Raw genomic sequence first — 18,464 nt, forward strand, 5'->3', positions numbered from 1 at the left:
CGGAACATAACATCATTGAGTGCGCGGATAATTTTCGTTTTGTACTCCCTGGAATTTTTATTCCTTTACCATTTTCCCGGTACCTATCAAAATGCCATCTGCATACAACTTATAAAAATACATGCCAGGATGGATAGTCTTGTTTTTCAATTGAAATTGACTCCCTTCAAAATCCTTTTTTAATACCAGTTGCCCTTGAAGATTGTAAAGACTGAATGCGCCTTCTTTCATTTTATAATCATAAATCGAAATAGTGGATTGATCGTTGAAAGGATTTGGAAACACACTTATCCGGGCATCAGGAACAAAATATTCTTCATTATTTACCGTAATAAAATGGTCTCCAATCGTGTGTATTACCTCATTGGTCATTACAACCGGATTGGTATCAAAATAAATACCCGCATCATTTAAAATCACCGTTCCGTTGGGGTTGCCGGGAATTTGATTGATTTTAAATTTCACAAAGCCATGGGATGCTGCTTCGTTACTGGTACTATCGGGCAGGTTAATGTCATCAAAAGTAAATTTCAACACATTTCCACCTAACAGTTCTGCTCTGTATGGATGGCTGGAAGCCCCGGTTTGGAGGGTGGCTGGATCGAGGTATTGACTCAGGGTATCCAATAAAACTACCTTAAAGGCAGGGGCTGTACCTGTATTTTGGAACCGTACCTGGTATTCGATCTCCGTATTGGCTTCAATGAAATGAGCGTCTCCATAACCTGTCGGAAAGGCCTGTTTGTCATTAGGGTCAAAGGAATTTACGTTTTCAAGGCAATCGACCGAAGCAAAAGAATTTTCGTCGTTAAAAGTGAAAATATTTACCAACCCCGTCATATTGATACCGCCACACCCTTCTACCGCTACTGCGTTCATGCTGTAGCCCTGGAATCCGGGTTCCTGATCTGCTTCCAACCTCCAGGTTGCGCCATTGGCCGGAAAATCAATTAACATATCCATTCCTGCATCCAACTGAAAAACATCAGTGCTATACATGACTACGTCCTCCACAACGATATAATTCCTTGGAACAGGCATATCTACTGCCCCAACATTTTCAATCCTCAAATGCACCCCTTGTTCATCGCAAGACCCACTGACTTCAATAATGGCTCCCGACCAGGCATCGTCCGGTTCATCGCAAGGGCTATCAGGAAAGATATGTGCCTCGGAACAATGTGTTTGTCCAAAATTCGCTTCGCAACTAACAAAAACCTCCAGGTTGAAACTACCACAATCCAATGGATCGAGTGTTCCCAGGTCAAACCGATAAACATTATCGCCAAGGTTTGAAAAGGGAATCGAACTGCCGGTCAAATTTAAGAAAGGATCCAGTGCAATTTCAACATAAACATCTTCTATTACAGCCAGACTGTTATTACAATAAAAAACAGTGTAATCATTTTCCAAACAATGTCTCAGGGAGGATGCCCCCATATCTACGGAGAGCACCGGGCAGTTGGGATCTTCCTGCTCAAACTGAAAAGCAAAATTCTTATCGTAAGAAGATTCACTTCCAATGGGCTGATCGAAAGTTACCGTCATATCGCACCCTATATTGATATTGGGTGTGTTGAGTACGCCCAATTCAAACAAACTTTGGCTTGGGTTGACAGACGTATCAGCAATTTCGTAGTAACCATTTTCATCCGTTACGACCATTTTCACTGTTCCACTTCCCTGGTTTCTAAGGTAAACAGTGCGCTGTCCAATGCCCTCTTCCAATGGATCCATGGTACAATCCACCAAAGTATCTGAAAAAACATATCCCGATACATGGAGGATCGTGGGGGATGTACTGTAATAAAAAATGCTGTTACAATAATTCCAGTTACCGGATTCGTCTCCAACCCAGGTTACTACGGTATAAACACCGGAAGGCAATTCATTGAGTGACAAATATTCTGCAGCAGGAGGCTCATTTTCATTAAAATCTGAGATAAATTCAATGCGGAAGATGAGATTATCCGTCAAGGTGCAATTGTCCACAGCGTTTTGTGCCAAATCCTCCGCCCAGAGTTTTTGATTGGGGAGATTTTCTCCATTGTAATAGTGGATGCTTCCCGGACAGCCCAGTTCCGGAGCTATATTATCTTCCGTACAATTCCAATCCAGGTTGACTGTGGTAATACAAAAATTCTGGTTGCCGGCCATATCTTCCACAACAAGCACCAGCTGATACTGTGCGAAATCATTGGTCAATAACACCTCTTCGTTTGTCAGCGGAACACCCGAATCAAAATCCTCTATTGTACCTATGGTCAAAAACACCTCGCTGCAATCATCAAAACTGCCTTGATCGATGTCAATAGCTGAAACCAGAAACTCATCACCATCGTTAATCGTCCAGGTGATTTGATCTTCACAAATAGCCACAGGGGGAATCATGTCATTGGCGCAACCGGCATTCAGGTTAAAATAGGTGTTGCAATAATCCCAATTCCCGTTTTCATCTCCCACCCACATGGCGACGCTTATGAATCCTGCATCTGCTTCGGTAAAGATCAGGCTTTCTGTTTCGGGAGGTGTCCCTGTGGAATTTTCCGCCAGCTCCAGGCGAAACTGAAGGTTTTCATGAGTTGTACAATTATCAAAAGATGCCGCATCAAAATCGGTGGCCCAAATTTCAACTTCTGTTAGTGGAGCCTGAAGGCTGAATTCCAACCCGACGAGACAATAAGGTGTTGGCGCTATTTCATCTCCCTCACAGTCGTTCCAGTTGATTTGGACGGTTGTAAAACAAGCTTTCTCATTTCCATGAGCATCTTTTACGGAAAGGGCTACCGCGTATTCACTGGCATCGTTACTCAGTGTTAAACTTTGACTTGTTGGAGGGTTTTCCGGATCATAATCTTCTAAACGAGCTAAACCGAGCGTGATGTCGCCACAATTATCATAGCTGCCTTCGTTGATATCGTCAACAGTCACTTCAGTTGTTGAGCCTGTAGCATTTATTACAGGGGCGCCATCACAAACAGCTACCGGTGCAACTTGTTCAGCATCACAAACGACGTTTAATGTAGTGGAGCAATTTGACCAATTACCACTTTCGTCACCAACCCAGATCACTACCGTAATAATATCAGGGCCGGAAAAAGCGGTAATGGATTGGGAGGCTGGAACGGAGCCATCAAATTCAGATGCCTTTTGTATGCGGAAGTCCAGATTTCCGAATTCGGTACAATTGTCGGTTGTCCCCCCATCGAAATCGAGTCCCCATACTATCTGTATGGGATTGCCATCCTGGAAATCTACGGTCAGTCCAGCTATACATACTATTTCCGGAGCCTCGACATCCGGATCACACTGCTGGGCGTGGACGAATACTGCAAAACAAGAAAGCAGCAAAATAAGGGTCGTTTGACTAATCAACTTTATTAATGTGTTCACGATTTCACTTTTTTGGTGTAAAGTTTTTTCCATTGGAATGGATTTTCTGTTCTTAAAATAGGATTATGATCATCATCATGATACAAATATGAACACAAGTGAGTCTTTTTACAAAAACAGTTTGATTAAATTGTAGAGGTCTTTTTAAACAAAAATGGTTTTATTGTCTTTTTTTATTGACTAATTGAACATTTTTGTAGAAATAATATTGACAAAATAATGAAAAAACAAAGTGAAAAAACAGAAAAAATTATTTCACAGTTTAATAAACAGGAAATTTTCCGGATCAAAAAATTTTTAAACTCTCCTTATTTTAATCAAAGGGAAGACGTCAAAGCGCTATTTGAAATAATCGTTTCCGAACCCGAAATAACTCAAATGGAGACTTTTGCCAGGCTTTTCCCCGGAGATTCATACGATAATCAAAAACTAAGGCTTGTTCGAAGTTATCTTTTTCGATTGATAGAAAAGTATTTATTGATAAGGGAATTTTCAGAAGATGAACTTGCAGCCTCGTATTACCTGACGAAGGCTTATCGCAAAAGAGGATTAACGGATGCTTTTAAAAAATCTTACGAAAAGGCCTTACATAACCTCGATAATCAACCTGATCGAAATGCACGTTATTATGAATATGCCTATCACCTTCAATGGGAGCGACACCTGTTGGCCTCCGCTGATTCACCGAGTGAGGCCAATAATCTTCTGGAGATGTCGGATACGATAGACCTTTCCTATCTATCCCTGAAATTGAGGAATATTTGCTTGCTGGCAGCTCACCAAAGTGTTTACAATGCTACATTGCAACCCCAGCTGGCAGATGAGGTGTTGCAGCATGTTCAAAAGAGCGACCTATTGAATATACCGGCGGTTAGCATTTATTATTATGGGTATCGAATGTTTGAAAAGAAAACGGCTGAAGACTACTTCAAAAAATTCAAATTGCTGGTCCTTCAAAATGGAGCACTGTTTCCCCGGGATGAGATTAGAGACCTTTATTTGATGGCCATCAATTACTGTGTCCGGCAATTAAACGACGGGGATGAGTTCTATTTTCGTGAAGCATTCGAATTGTATAAGGAAGGACTTGAAAACGAATACCTTTTGGAAAATGGGGTACTTTCACGATTTGCTTACCACAATGTCGTTGCCATTGGATTGAAGATCGGTGAATTCAACTGGGTAGCGTTTTTTATACAGCGTTATAAAAATGCTTTGGAAAGAAAATACAGAGATAGCTCTTTCAGCTTCAATACGGCAAGGCTTGAATTAAGTCGTAAAAACTATGGTGCGGTGTTGGAATTATTACAAAAAGCAAATTACAGGGATCTCTTGCTCAATCTCACGGCGAAGACACTTTTGCTGAAGACTTATTATGAATTAGGCGAAACCAATTTATTATACGCCCATTTGGATGCAATGAATAATTATATCAGACGAAAAGGGATCATTGGATATCATAAAACCAACTTTCAGAATATCGTTCGTTACACCCGAAAATTAGCCAATACAAACCCGTATGACAAAGTCGAAAAATCATCTTTAGCCAAAATGATCGAAAAGGAAGAGGTTTTGACGGAAAAGAAGTGGTTATTAAGTATGATTGAAATGGGATAATTTTGTAACAATCAGCATATCCAGGGAAATCCTGTGTGACTTTTTGCTAAAAAGACATCTTTTCTAAAAAAACACAATGGAAAAGATTCTCACAGCCGCTCCCGGCGCACCAGGTATTTCTCCCCGCTGGACACCCAGCTCCAAAGACGGAGTAGGCACCGCCATCAATCTGGCCAGTGCCGTAAGTTTTACACTCAGCCACGGCATCCTAAACGAGATTTATTATCCACGTAACGACAAGGCTGCCATACGGGATATGGAATTAATCATTACCAACGGAAAAGATTTTTTTTCTGAAGAAAAAAGGCATACCGTTAGCTCAACACAACAGATCGCTCCCGGAGTTCCGGCCTTTCTCATTACTAATGTCTGTAAGGAAGGACGTTATTCCATCACCAAACAAGTGATCACAGATCCGACACGAGATACCGTTATACAGCATATTGAGTTTAAAGCCATCAAAAAAGACAATTATCACCTTTACGGACTGTTAGCGCCACACCTCAATAATCAGGGTATGGGGAATACTGCCTGGGTTGCCGACTACAAGGGTCACCCCGTGCTCTTTGCACAAAACGATGATGTGGCACTTGCCTTCGTTTGTTCAATTCCCTGGAAAAAACGGTCTGCAGGTTTTGTTGGTTTTTCAGATGGCTGGCAGGATTTGAAGCAACATTTCCAGATGAACTGGGAATATCAGCGTGCGGAAAACGGGAACGTTGCCCTATGGGGTGAGATTGATTGGAAAAGCTCCAGGAAGCATAACTTCGATCTGGCCATTGGTTTCGGTCTGACCCCGGAAGAGGCTGCCCACCATGCCCTGTCGAGTATTCTGGAAGGTTTTGACGCCCTGAAGCAAAGTTACATCGAAGAATGGATAAACTGGCAACGAGGCATTCCTGGTGCTAACGGGTCTGATGAGCTTTTCAGGGTAAGTGCATCAGTTTTAAAGACCCATCAATCCAAAAGCTTCCCCGGGGCAATGTTGGCAAGTTTATCTATCCCCTGGGGTAATCAAATGGGAGACGATGATGAAAGCGGTTATCACCTGGTGTGGCCACGCGATATGGTTGAATGTGCCGGGGGACTGCTGGCGATGAAGAAAAATACCGATGCCATAAAAGTTTTGAATTTTCTGATGGTGACACAGGAATCAGACGGCCATTGGTCACAAAACCTGTGGCTGGACGGCCGGCCGTGCAGGTATGGCATCCAACTCGATGAAACAGCCCTGCCTGTACTTTTAGTGGACCTGTGCATAAAACAGGGAGCCATTCACAAAAAGCATTTGCCTAAATACTGGCCTACCATCCGAAAAGCTGTTGCCTTCCTGCTGAGACGTGGGCTCATCACTGAGCAGGATCGCTGGGAAGAACAATCCGGTATTTCCGCATTTACCGCTTCCGTAATTATAACAGCACTTTTAATCGCAGCTGATTTAGCGGAGGAAATGGGAGAAAAAAATATCGCCGATTATTGCCGTCAAAATGCAGATGCCTGGAATGACAGTATTGATACCTGGCTTTATGCCAAAAATACACACCTATCCCGTGAACTGGATCTGGAAGGCTACTATCTGAGAATAAACCCGACCACCACTCCTGCAGCCCAACTGAATGAGACGCTGATGCAGGTGAAAAACAAACCAATAGAACTGAGCTCCATCCCGATTACTGAAATGGTCAGTACCGACCCACTGGCCCTGGTACGTTTCGGCCTTCGCGATGCCCGGGATCCCCGGATATTAAACACTGTTAAAGTAATTGACAGATTGTTGAAAAAAGAAACGCTCAAGGGAGATTGCTGGTATCGGTATACCCTTGACGGTTATGGAGAACATACCGATGGCAGTGCCTATGACGGAACGGGAAGCGGCCGTCCATGGCCCCTGCTCACTGCCGAGCGGGCACACTATGAAATTGCTGCCGGAAATTTAAAACGCGCCAGACAACTACTTCATGCCACTGAAAATTTCTCCAATAACGGATTGCTGCCGGAACAGATATGGGACAGGGAAGACATCCCCGCCAAAGGTCTTTTTAACGGTCAGCATAGTGGTTCGGCCATGCCACTCGTCTGGGCACATGCAGAATACATTAAACTGGTTAAATCACTCGAACTAAAAGCCATTTTCGATATGCCGCGCCCTACCGAAAAACGCTACCTGAAGGAAAAAAAGACCTCTAACATGGTCATATGGCGACCGGATCTGCCTGTGAATGAAATACCTGCTGGTAAATTCCTGCGTATTGAAACGATCCAGCCGGCTACTATCCGGTGGACTATGGATGAATGGAAAAACATTAAGGAAGAAGATACCATTGATATGGGTTTAGACATTCATTATCTCGACTTAATACCTAAATCAATAAAAAAAGGAATAATCCGCTTCACCCTCCATTTGAAAAATGGTAACCATGAAACTGAAAAGGATTATATGATTACCATGCTTCCAAACGATAAGTCGTGAAACAGGATTTTTTGTTCTCCGATGTGACTTCAATAAAAAACTCATTCTTTTCAAAAAATTATTTTAGATATGAAAACTTATTTATTGCTCCCGATTTTGCTGGTTCTCCTTTTTGCGTCATGCAGTAGAACAGCAAACAATAACGAAACAGACAACTCATTATCCGTCAATAAGGCCAGTGATGAACAAAGTACCACCAGCGAGGAAGAATATAAACTGGTGCCTGCTCCTGTTTCAACGAAATACGACGATGCAAAACTTGAGAGCATGACGTATAAAAACGGCAGATTTGTTTTTAAATATAGCGGCACTGATTTCAAACTGGGGGAACAAACACCGGATGCAAGTCAGATGATGTGTGCCAATTCAGCCCAAGGGCAACATATTCACCTCATCATTGATGATCAGCCTTATACAGCCCATTATACGCCAGAATTTGATTATACAATCCCGGATGGCGACCACATCATTCTGGCTTTCCTGAGTCGTTCCTACCATGAAAGCATTAAAAATGGCAAGGCCTATATCGCTCAGAGGGTCACGGTAAAGAACGGTAGTTTTGTGAAAGCAGAAGACATAAAAGAACCGATGTTATTCTACAGCAGACCCAAGGGCAATTATGTCGGAGAACAGGAAACCAATAAAGTATTACTGGATTTTTTCGTCATCAATGCAGAGCTGGGGGATGGCAAATACTCTGTGGCAGTGGATGTAAACCACCAGTTGACCAATTACCTAAAAGAGTGGCGCCCCTACTACATCGAAAATCTGCCCATGGGCAAAAACATCATCAAACTGATTTTCATGGACGCCAGGGATGAGCCTGTCAATTCACCTTACAACCCTATCATAAGGTCTTTTAACCTAAGCAAAGACCCTACGGAAGGTAAATAATCTATCATTTGCAGCATTCCGGGTCCTTACAACTTACTGAAAACGGTTTCAATTTGATTCTGTGTCATTAAGATGGGAAGTCTGCCGATGAATAACCGGTTTGCCTTCATCCGGGGAGAATTATAAAAGCCGGGGGTCGAATCAATGCCTCCGGCTTCTTCAAAAAACTCATGCCTTGAAAACCACCACCACATATTCCTGATGGCCATATTCCTCATCCAAAGTATGCTGGCAATAGTGCACATTTTCTTCATTTACGCGGTAATGCTTCTCATAAGTGCTTTAGCCTGCCTGATGCCGCAGGAAGGTGAGTCATCCCGAATTTTCAAAAACTGTTAGAAATAGAAATTTTTTGATTATTTGAAGTATTTTTTAAATGTAAAATGTAAAACAAGGAATTTAAAATGTAAAAGTGTTGATTTTCAGTGATTTACATGATTAAAATTGTCAATTTATTTTTAAACTGTTCCTTAAAGCCCTAAGGAGTTTTGTTTTTTGCTATACAAAAGAAAAAATTTCAAAAAAAAAGGGACCCTGTAAGATTTTGTTTTTCGCTGAAACGAACATAAAAATCGGTGAATCAGAATCCTGAAACGTTGAACAATTTCACCTTAAAAAATTGTTTTTTCCCCGTTGTGACTTTTACCCTAAACATCATCTTTTCAATGATTCTAAAAACGCCACTTGACGTAAAACAGAACAGAATTTATTAACACAAAAAATTATTATCATGAAAAAGTTAATTTTCTCTATTGCACTTGCCGCATTTGTGGTCAGTTTAAGCAATGCACAGGATGAAATCTTTTTTGCAAAACTAAAAGAAGAACAAGTGCCGGCAGAAGAAGTAACCGCCATTACTCAAAATCTTGAAGATGGCTTAACTGTAACCGATTATTATGCTATTCCGGCTAAGATTCTGGATAAGGAATGGGTCGTTACCTTCAATCCCGAGCATAAAAACCTGACTGACAAGAAGTACACCAACTACGATGTAAATTTCTCCGGCAGGAACATCTCTGGAGAAGGTGTTTACGATGCCGATGGAAATTTGATATCATTCACTGAAACGATGAAAGATACCGCCCTCCCTCATACCATTCAAAAAAACATCTACAAGGAGTTCCCGGGTTGGGTAACTGCATCTGACCATGAAACGGTTCACATCAATAGAAATGATCAGGAAACAATTCACTACAAAGTAGCCTTGACCAAAGGGAATGAAAAAAAATACACCATTTACGATGGCAACGGGGATCTGGTAAAAATTGGACGAAAACACAAAATGTTATTTAACCGGTCTTCCTGTGAATGTAATATGGACAGTTAGAAAAACTCTTTTTCGGCAATTGGATATGAGTCACCTCCGAGGAGAAGTGGCTCATATCTTTTGTTGTGAACCAACGGAATTAACTAACACCATTTCTATTCCACTAAATGGCATAAATGCATTGTATTCTATTGATAATCAAGGAAGGAAGATCGAAGACCGAAGCAGGGGAAACATATTTTCTGATTCCTGTCCTTTGTCTCCTGTCCAAATTTAACATGGTAGCCACGAATTTGTGTTGCAGTAAAATGATATTTACCCTGTTGCTTCTGTTCAATTTTTATTAATTTTGGCTAAAACAGCAACCTATGACCTGCCTCATCATTGATGACAATCCAATGGCCCGCCTTGCCCTCCGTAAAATGGTAGATGATATTGAATTTCTGGATTCTGTAGAAGAATGTAAAAGCGCCATGGAGGCTTTTAATTTTTTGCAAAAAACACCTGCCGATCTGTTACTTCTCGATGTGGAAATGCCCGGCATGAGCGGTTTGGAGTTATTGCAAAGCCTGGAAATAAAACCTCTGGTTATCCTGATCACTTCCAAGACAGAATATGCTGTTGAGGGGTTTGAACTGGAAGTGGTTGACTATATTGTTAAACCCGTTTCCATACCACGCCTTCTAAAGGCCGTCCAACGGGCCGCTGACCGCATGACCTCCCAATCTTATGCTGACCTCCATAATCTGGGCACTGACCACCTTTTCGTCAGGGTGGATAATCAGCTAGTTCGCATTGGTTTCGAAGATATTCTTTTCCTGCAGGCCCTGGGAGATTATGTCGTTTTTCAAACTGATGAAAAGAAATTCATGGTTCACCTTACCTTAAAAGCCCTCGAAGAAAAACTACCGGAGGAACGGTTTCTCCGGGTCCACCGAAGTTATATAATTGCCGTCGGCAAAATCGAAAATCTCGAACAAAACTCTCTGAAAATCGGCAAGCACCTCATTCCCGTCAGTGAAAGCAACAAAAAGAACCTTATGGACAGACTGAACGTGCTTTAAAAGCATTATTGAAAAACGTTATGCCCAAATAATGGAAAAAAAGAGCGACAAGTTATTCAAACTGGGAAGACAGGACTGGCAACTGGCCCTCGTACTGGTGGCCATCCTGCTCATGGCTCTCTTTGCCCATCTGACGAACCTCAAAACATTACGTGAGTTCGATGAGACCAACAGTGAGGTAATGGGCGTATATGACGGCACAGGACACCTGCAAAACCTCGACCGACACCTTATCGAGCTTATCCACACGCAGGAAAATTTCATTAAAACAAGCGATGAGATATTCGCGATCCAGGCAGAGGAGTCCATCACTAGCATTGAAAAAGAAATGATCGGTGTTAGACGCTTTTTTCAAAATGATCGAACAAACAGCCATCTGGAAAAACTGGAAGATCTCGTCAATAGAAAAATTACTTTCAACCGGCAGATCATCAGCGCTTATCGCAATGGAGGAGATGGTGCTCTGGATCAGTTTCCAAATTTTGTTGAAGGTACTGAGCTGAGGGACAGCATCCTCTCCCTGACTGACGCGCTGAGACACTTCCATCGTCAGTATTTGATGGAATCCGTAGATAAAAAAAGCAGTATGGCCACTAAACTGAGGTGGGTCAGTTTTGCCGGTGTTGCCTTTGTATTGCTGATCGCTGCTTTTTCTCTCTACTACCTTTTCCGGACGGCCAAACGTCGACAGGAACTGGTCAACAACCTCATTGAAGCCAAGGAAAAGGCAGAACAGGCGGCTTTTTTAAAAGAGCAGTTCATCGCCAATATGAGCCATGAGATACGTACCCCGCTCAATGCAATTATAGGGTTTTCGAACCTGTTGCAACGTACGGAACTTCAACCTAAACAATCAGAATTTGTCCATAGTATCAGTACCAGCAGCGAAAACCTTTTGTCCATTATCAATGATGTCCTCGATTTTTCTAAAATCGAAGCAGGAGCCCTGCGCCTGGAAAAAATACCTTTCGACCTCCACAGCCTTATACACTCCATAAAAAATATGTTCCAGTACCGGGCAAACGAAAAAAATCTCGGGTTTACAACTGAAATAAAAGCAGACGTACCCGGTAACCTGATCGGCGACCCCACAAGGCTCACCCAGATCCTGGTTAATTTACTGGGCAATGCCTTCAAGTTTACCCAGCAGGGAGAAGTAATACTGAAGATCAGCTGCAAGGAAAAAAAATCTGAAAACGTAGATATTATTTTAACCCTTGAAGATACCGGTATCGGTATTGCCAAGGAGAAACTGGCGGGCATTTTTGAACGGTTCCAGCAAGCCTCGTCAGATACAACACGCAAATTCGGAGGAGCAGGACTCGGCCTGACCATCACCCAGCAACTGGTGGAAGCCCAGCATGGTTCCATCAACGTAGAAAGTGAACCAGACAAAGGAACGACCTTCACGGTAATCTTACCTTTTGATATTAATCCGGAGATCCGGAAAAACACCCTGGAAACCAATCCAAAAACGAAAATTCAGGATAAGCATATAAGTATCCTCCTGGTAGAGGACAACCCCATGAACAAAAGGGTTGCAGAACTCCTCCTCGATGAATGGGACTATGAGCATGACCATGCTGCAAACGGTAAAATAGCTCTTGAGATGCTTCGTGAAAAAAAATATGACCTGATCCTGATGGATATTCAAATGCCTGAAATGGACGGTTATACCGCCTCCACGGCTATCCGCCAGGAGTTGGGTCTTGAGGTGCCCATCATTGCCACTACAGCTCATGCATTTGCAGGAGAACGCGAAAAATGTATACGTTATGGAATGACAGATTATATTTCCAAACCACTCCGGGAAGTAGAACTGCTGGAACTGATCAATCGCTATGTCCGGCCCGCTACAGGGAACGACCAATCACCTGCCTCTCCTGTTAAGTTTAGCGAGTCAAAAGGGTTCGATCATCAATATCTCCTCGATATATCAAAAGGTAAACCCGAAGTGCTCCGGGAAATGATCGCTCTGTTCAAAAGCCAATCAAACAAAGAGCTTATACATTTATCGGATGCCCTCCAGGCCAGTAATTTCAGTGAAGTGGCAGCCATCGCACATAGTATGAAAAGTACCGTAGGTTATATGGGGTTCGGTGAAATGTTTGGCGACCTTTTGAACAACATGGAAACAGAAGCCAAAAGAGAGGTCCCCAATGAGAAAAATTTGTATGCCATGCTGGATGACATCAGGAAGTCTCACACCGAAGCCGAAAATTTTCTACAACAAATAAAAATGGATTGATCTTTTCAACATTCACCTGGAAACATATATGAGCTTCCCCCCGAAATTGCCCATAGCCAATATGGCTCATTCTGCCTCACCCCCCCCAACTCCCCTGACCACTCCATTCAACGACACTTTTTCCCGTTTCACCGAACAATCCCAACTGGTCTGTTGGATGATGCTATTTTTGAGGTATCAAATTTATTTAATCGTCACTAAAAAAACAGAGCCATGCAAACATTTGAAAACACCTTCGCACAAAGTCCCGACCTCGATTTGGTAAACGCATTTCAATGCAAAAAAGACTCCCAGGCATTTACTACCCTATATAACCGATATTACCCAAAAGTGGAGCAATACTGCCTGAAGTCCTTAAACGATATGCAAGCGGCACAGGATGCCACTCAGGAGGTTTTTATCAAAGTATTTGAAAGACTTTCAACGCTTAAAAATCCTGAACTTTGGGTTGCCTGGCTATTCAGTGTTACCAGAAATGTAGTGCTGAATATCCATAAAAAAAATGACCGCCTCCGGATGGAAAACGTGGATGAATTCAACTTGCCAGCTGAAGATAATTCAGGAATCGAAGCACTGCAAGAGAAAGAACACAAACTTGCTGTATTGCCCAAACTCCTGAACACACCGGATGGTCGTATTCTCAAAATGAAATACGTCAATGGCCTGTCTATCGAACAAATGAGTAACGATATGCACCTGAAAGAAAGCGCAGTAAAAATGCGTTTATTACGTGCACGTCATCACATCATCAATATGTATGAAAATGATTATCCCAACCGCGCCTGATCGAAATTTTAATTTTCCCGGTGACTTTGACCAAAGCCGTTTTCTTTTAAGAGATACCGGAATCAAAACCTTGAAATGATGAGAATTTCAAAAGCTACATGGATTATTGCTTTGGCCACTGGTGTTCTGATCTTACTCACAGCCTGGGCAACGATGTTAACGGAGAAACGGGAGGAAAGATCAGTTCATTTTGACACCGGGATAATTTCAGCTATACAATCAGGAGATGCGGAGCAACTCAGTAAGTATTTCACCGATGGCATTAATTTTTATTGCCCTGAAACCGGGAAATCCAACAATAAGGCAGAAGCCAGGGAGGCCCTCATTACTTTTTTTACCCAACACAAGATTAGGAGTTTTACCCGAAAAAGGATTATCCCCGGGAGGATGCAAGGATCTTCGTATATCAAAGGTACTCTGGTAACCACGGGAAAAAACTATGGATTTTACGGTACCATTTTTAATAACAAGATCGAACAACTAGACATTACTGTCATGACTGACTGACCCTAATGCTCTGGGGCAGGTACAATTTATATAAACGGTTCAATTTCAAACACTCACGCAAACAAATTGATTCACACACACAAATCAACGATGAAAAATTTAATAATAACCACCCTCCTCACCCTTTTCGGTTATGTATCCTTATGGTCACAATCCGATTACATGACCAGCTATGACGTGGTAGAGTCCCCGGAAAGCATGGGAGCAGCACCCCACAATGCTTACCTTTTGAATATTGATGCAGACCAGAAACTGACCCTGGATTCCTGGGCCAGTCAAATGGACAACAAAGGATTTAAAACGTATATTGTCAACACCAGTCAGCCTGTGTTACTTACTGAAGATGCATTACTCCCGAAGATCTGTCCAGAAAAACTGGATATCTATATCCAGTCCCAATACAACGGACAGAATGACGGCACGAACCTAACCTTCTGGTTTGTGCTGCCTAATGGAGAATTCCTTTCTTCACAAAACCACCCGGAAAGTTTTGATGCGGTTTCCAGGTTTCTCTTTGACTTTTGTCTGCAGGCTAAAAAAAACCTAAAGACATCCATACATTATGAAAACCTTCAAATCGTCAAAAACCGTTATCCTGCCACCTCGCCACCTAAAAATAAGAAGGGCGATTTGTGATTGATTTCTGATAAAAGACAACATCAAAAAACCAGGGAACAGTTCAAAAATAAATTGACAATTTTAATCATGTAAATCACTGAAAATCAACACTTTTACATTTTTAATTTATCATTCTAAATTTTACATTTCCCCAGGATATTTCCCTGGGTTTAACCGGGCACCATTAATTTTTTATGTATTTACATTAAACATCGTGGTCTAACTCAACCCCGAAATTACGCCATTATCATCGATAGACATCCCTTCCGAAGCAGGCCTGGCCGGCAAGCCTGGCATACGCATCATCTTTCCAAGTATGGGAATGACAAATCCTGCGCCGGCGGCAAACTCGAATTCGCGAACCGTCACACGAAACCCTGTTGGGCGGCCGAGTAACTTTTCATTATCCGAAAATGATTTCTGTGTTTTGGCCATACATACGGGAAGGTTTTCCATGCCCAGTCGCTTGATCCTGTTGAGGCCAACCTGGGCTTCCTTGGAGAGATCCACCCCGTCGGCACCATAAATTTCCCTGGCAATGATATCCATTTTTTCTTCGATGGAAAGGTTCCAGTCGTACAGGGCCCTGAATTCATTTTTTCCTGATTCAACCTCTTCCACCAATGCCCTGGCCAAATCAGTGGTTCCTGCCCCTCCTTTGGCCCATCCTTCACTTAGAACAGCTTTGACTCCAAGGGTGGCGCATTTTTCTTTAACAAAATTGATCTCTGCCTCACTGTCGCTGGCAAAGGCATTGATGGCGACCAATGGGTTGATGCCGAACTTTTTGATGTTCTCGATGTGTTTTTCCAGGTTTTCAAAACCTTTTTGTACCCTTTCCAGGCTTGGGGTATTGTATTCCTCCTTAGGAGAACCTCCATGATGGCGCAGAGCGCGTATGGTAGCAACGAGTACCACTGCTTTGGGTTTCAGTCCGCCGTAAACGCATTTGATGTCGAGGAACTTTTCAGCGCCCAGGTCAGCGCCAAATCCGGCTTCCGTCACTACGTATTCGGACAACGACATGCCTGTTTTAGTAGCGATAATGGTATTTGTACCCTGAGCAATATTTGCAAAAGGCCCGCCGTGGATAATGGCAGGATTGCCCTCCAGGGTTTGCACCAGATTGGGTTTGACCGCATCTTTCAACAAAATAGCCATAGCATTTTCCGCCTTGAGATCCCGGGCATAAACGGGTTTTTTATCAAAAGTAAACCCGACAAAAATGTTGCCCAGTTTTTCTTTGAGGTCCGGAAAATTCCTGGCCATACAAAGGATTGCCATAACCTCCGAAGCAGGGGTAATGTTGAAGCCGTCCTGGCGAGGGATACCATTTCCTGTCCCTCCGAGACCAATGACGATATCTCTCAGGGAGCGGTCATTCATGTCCATCACTCTTTTCCAGGCAATGGTCCTTGGATCGATGCCCAGGTTATTGGTAGTTCCTTGAATATTATTGTCAATTAAGGCAGCAAGCAGGTTATTGGCCTTTTCTACGGCCGAAAAATCACCGGTAAAATGGAGGTTGATATCTTCCATGGGCACAACCTGTGAATAGCCGCCTCCTGCAGCTCCTCCCTTAATGCCAAAAACAGGCCCCAGGGAAGGTTCTCTCAATACTACCGTAGTTTGTTTTCCGATTTTGTTCATCCCTTCGGAAAGCCCGATGGAAACAGTAGTTTTTCCTTCCCCGGCGGGGGTAGGTGTAATGGCAGTAACGAGGACGAGATTACTCTTGGCAATTTTTGCCTCATCGATCAGCGAGAGGGGAAGTTTTGCCTTATATTTTCCGTAAAGTTCAAGATCGTCTTCATCAATATTCAGTTTTGAGGCAACGTCTCTGATGTGTTGCATTTTGGCCTGTTGTGCGATATCGATATCGCTGGGCACAATGTTTTTTCCCATGATTTTATTTAATTTATTTGGCTAGAAAACGGTAGAAAAAGATTAAGCAAATTGCAGTATGGCTCAGTTCAATGAATTCAAACCATTACTTAAGATGCCTCATTTTCGACCGGCCTGCAATATATGGTTTCCTTAAGAAATGATGAAACTTTGGGTAGTGAAATGTATCCTGGTTTCCTGATTTGAAAATGAATTCGCTACCGTACACTTTTTGGGAAAGTCCCGAAAATTCATGATTGGTTCACCCAGATGGAACAAAAAAATGTACGGTAACGAAAAATGAAAGGAAAGCGTAAGTCTGTCTTTGACTGCTCAAAATAATCGTTCTAATGGGTAAACAAATCCTCCCAGGATTCTTTATTTTCTGTTTTATAATTGCGTTGGTTGGTCATGTCATAAAGCAGGTCACCATTCCGGTTGATTTTCACTTTAATCATCTTACCATTCCTTAGCAAAATTGCGCCATACCGGGGAATGTTCCACATCAGGGGTTCATTGGAACGAAGGTGATACCCTTCAAAATGCACCTTCACTGCGGGCCCGACCAGAACAGTTTTTTCCATTTGATGTAATTCCTCCAGGCTTGCTTCAAGGAGCTTATCCTCCTCCACACTGCCTTCGAAGAGCCATAAGGCTTCGAAATCATTTGTTTGAGCGGTCTGGTTTACAACATTCCAGGAAAGTGCTTTCCAGCGATAAAAAGGAATAGATTCACTCAGGTAAATTTCCTCGAGTGCTGTCGTTGAATTTTGCAGGAATTTTTCAAAGTCGGCACTTTTTCGGAACCGGTTCTCCAGGGTATCTGTAATGTAACGGGCGCTAACACTATCCGGAGATGTTCTGTCCAGAACCCAAAAACTGTATTTTTTATCCAGTTGATCGTCTTCGATATTCTGAACATTCAAAAAACGATAATCCCCGACATTTGAATGGTGGACTTTGTAAACCATTACATCCCTGATGTCGCTCCCTCCGTTCTCCATATACTTTACAACGGCCAGATATTCGCTTTCTGTAAATTCAATCAATTTTATCACGATGTCGGGATCGAGCAACGAATCGGAATATTCAGGAATGACCCACTCCCCCAGTAGATTCCGGTCTATTTTCGCATTGGTACTGTCCGTAATGGGAACATCGGAATAGTAATAATCACAACTGCAGAAGGTGGCTAGTACCAGGAAAGCCATTAAAAAAAATAAATGTCTCATGATAGGTTTTCCTTAAAGTTACAAAAGGATCCGATCATTTCAAAATATGATTTCTCTAATGTTCTGCGGGTGAATAACCGGTCAAAATATCCCAAATTTTAATCCCTATCATTTACCAGGCCAGCTTTCCATAAAAACATGAGTTCATCCCGAATTTTCAAAAACTGTCTGAAAAAGATTTTTTTGATTATTTGAAGTATTTTTTAAATGTAAAATGTAAAACAAGGAATTTAAAACCTGCCTGCTCACGCAGGAAGGCAGGTGTAAAAGTGAGTGGGCAAAAGGTTTGGGTTTTGGAAAAAAGTCATTTTTTGTCGCAAAACACCTAACCCACGACCCAAACACTTCTAAATTTTGCGGTTACTTGTTTTAAACCTTGCCTGCTGCCGCGACGGAAGGCAGGTTTTGCGGTTTATTTCTTTTGTAAAAGAAAAATCCCGAATTTAATCTGATTAGATGAAATTCGGGATGACTCATGTTTATG

13 protein-coding genes are annotated in these 18,464 nt (G+C 42.4%); 9 read left to right on the forward strand and 4 right to left on the reverse strand.

Going from position 1 to position 18,464, the window contains the following annotated elements; all coding sequences use genetic code 11:
* Positions 1-57: 57 nt before the first annotated feature.
* Positions 58-3,393, reverse strand: coding sequence for a T9SS type A sorting domain-containing protein (locus H6571_08600; GenBank protein MCB9323778.1), 3,336 nt, complete (start codon positions 3,391-3,393; stop codon positions 58-60).
* A gap of 219 nt (positions 3,394-3,612) precedes the next feature.
* Between H6571_08600 and H6571_08605 the strand changes: the two genes are divergently transcribed.
* The 3 genes from H6571_08605 to H6571_08615 all read left to right on the forward strand — a co-directional run bounded on the left by H6571_08605 (position 3,613) and on the right by H6571_08615 (position 8,374).
* Complete coding sequence (locus tag H6571_08605; protein ID MCB9323779.1) at positions 3,613-5,010, forward strand: hypothetical protein; 1,398 nt, start codon at positions 3,613-3,615, stop codon at positions 5,008-5,010.
* Positions 5,011-5,086: 76 nt separating this feature from the next.
* Positions 5,087-7,480, forward strand: coding sequence for a glucan 1,4-alpha-glucosidase (locus H6571_08610; GenBank protein ID MCB9323780.1), 2,394 nt, complete (start codon positions 5,087-5,089; stop codon positions 7,478-7,480).
* 69 nt (positions 7,481-7,549) lie between these two features.
* Positions 7,550-8,374 carry a phosphopeptide-binding protein gene (locus tag H6571_08615; protein MCB9323781.1) on the forward strand — a complete coding sequence of 275 codons (825 nt, stop codon included), beginning with the start codon at positions 7,550-7,552 and terminating at the stop codon, positions 8,372-8,374.
* Positions 8,375-8,400: 26 nt separating this feature from the next.
* On the opposite strand, the gene H6571_08620 is transcribed toward H6571_08615, so the two are convergent.
* Positions 8,401-8,628, reverse strand: coding sequence for a hypothetical protein (locus H6571_08620; protein MCB9323782.1), 228 nt, complete (start codon positions 8,626-8,628; stop codon positions 8,401-8,403).
* A gap of 476 nt (positions 8,629-9,104) precedes the next feature.
* Between H6571_08620 and H6571_08625 the strand changes: the two genes are divergently transcribed.
* The 6 genes from H6571_08625 (at position 9,105) to H6571_08650 (ending at position 14,882) form a co-directional block, all read left to right on the forward strand.
* A complete protein-coding gene (locus tag H6571_08625) occupies positions 9,105-9,701 on the forward strand; it encodes a hypothetical protein (GenBank protein MCB9323783.1) in 597 nt (198 codons plus the stop codon).
* A gap of 308 nt (positions 9,702-10,009) precedes the next feature.
* Positions 10,010-10,705, forward strand: coding sequence for a response regulator transcription factor (locus H6571_08630; GenBank protein MCB9323784.1), 696 nt, complete (start codon positions 10,010-10,012; stop codon positions 10,703-10,705).
* Positions 10,706-10,736: 31 nt separating this feature from the next.
* Positions 10,737-12,953 (forward strand): response regulator, encoded by a 2,217-nt coding sequence (locus tag H6571_08635; protein ID MCB9323785.1) that lies wholly within the window; start codon positions 10,737-10,739, stop codon positions 12,951-12,953.
* Positions 12,954-13,166: 213 nt separating this feature from the next.
* Positions 13,167-13,739, forward strand: coding sequence for a sigma-70 family RNA polymerase sigma factor (locus H6571_08640; protein ID MCB9323786.1), 573 nt, complete (start codon positions 13,167-13,169; stop codon positions 13,737-13,739).
* 75 nt (positions 13,740-13,814) lie between these two features.
* The gene (locus H6571_08645) at positions 13,815-14,246 is read left to right on the forward strand and encodes a DUF4783 domain-containing protein (protein MCB9323787.1); all 432 of its coding nucleotides are present in this window, start codon (positions 13,815-13,817) and stop codon (positions 14,244-14,246) included.
* A gap of 90 nt (positions 14,247-14,336) precedes the next feature.
* Positions 14,337-14,882, forward strand: a complete 546-nt coding sequence (locus tag H6571_08650; protein ID MCB9323788.1) for a hypothetical protein — start codon at positions 14,337-14,339, stop codon at positions 14,880-14,882.
* A 201-nt stretch (positions 14,883-15,083) separates the two neighbouring features.
* Here the strand turns inward: H6571_08650 and H6571_08655 are convergent, their stop codons facing one another.
* Both H6571_08655 and H6571_08660 read right to left on the reverse strand, forming a co-directional pair.
* A complete protein-coding gene (locus H6571_08655; protein ID MCB9323789.1) occupies positions 15,084-16,769 on the reverse strand; it encodes a formate--tetrahydrofolate ligase in 1,686 nt (561 codons plus the stop codon).
* Between the two features lie 326 nt (positions 16,770-17,095).
* Positions 17,096-17,980, reverse strand: a complete 885-nt coding sequence (locus tag H6571_08660) for a hypothetical protein (GenBank protein ID MCB9323790.1) — start codon at positions 17,978-17,980, stop codon at positions 17,096-17,098.
* Positions 17,981-18,464: the final 484 nt, after the last annotated feature.

This window comes from Lewinellaceae bacterium (genome assembly GCA_020636105.1).
Taxonomy (GTDB): Bacteria; Bacteroidota; Bacteroidia; order Chitinophagales; family Saprospiraceae; genus BCD1.

Excerpts from the sequence above, each read along its gene's own strand:
- H6571_08605 (MCB9323779.1), top strand. The coding sequence starts at position 3,613 with ATGAAAAAACAAAGTGAAAAAACAGAAAAAATTATTTCACAGTTTAAT.
- H6571_08610 (MCB9323780.1), top strand. The coding sequence starts at position 5,087 with ATGGAAAAGATTCTCACAGCCGCTCCCGGCGCACCAGGTATTTCTCCC.
- H6571_08615 (MCB9323781.1), top strand. The coding sequence starts at position 7,550 with ATGAAAACTTATTTATTGCTCCCGATTTTGCTGGTTCTCCTTTTTGCG.
- H6571_08620 (MCB9323782.1), bottom strand. The coding sequence starts at position 8,628 with ATGAAGAAAATGTGCACTATTGCCAGCATACTTTGGATGAGGAATATG.
- H6571_08625 (MCB9323783.1), top strand. The coding sequence starts at position 9,105 with ATGAAAAAGTTAATTTTCTCTATTGCACTTGCCGCATTTGTGGTCAGT.
- H6571_08630 (MCB9323784.1), top strand. The coding sequence starts at position 10,010 with ATGACCTGCCTCATCATTGATGACAATCCAATGGCCCGCCTTGCCCTC.
- H6571_08635 (MCB9323785.1), top strand. The coding sequence starts at position 10,737 with ATGGAAAAAAAGAGCGACAAGTTATTCAAACTGGGAAGACAGGACTGG.
- H6571_08640 (MCB9323786.1), top strand. The coding sequence starts at position 13,167 with ATGCAAACATTTGAAAACACCTTCGCACAAAGTCCCGACCTCGATTTG.
- H6571_08645 (MCB9323787.1), top strand. The coding sequence starts at position 13,815 with ATGATGAGAATTTCAAAAGCTACATGGATTATTGCTTTGGCCACTGGT.
- H6571_08650 (MCB9323788.1), top strand. The coding sequence starts at position 14,337 with ATGAAAAATTTAATAATAACCACCCTCCTCACCCTTTTCGGTTATGTA.
- H6571_08655 (MCB9323789.1), bottom strand. The coding sequence starts at position 16,769 with ATGGGAAAAAACATTGTGCCCAGCGATATCGATATCGCACAACAGGCC.
- H6571_08660 (MCB9323790.1), bottom strand. The coding sequence starts at position 17,980 with ATGAGACATTTATTTTTTTTAATGGCTTTCCTGGTACTAGCCACCTTC.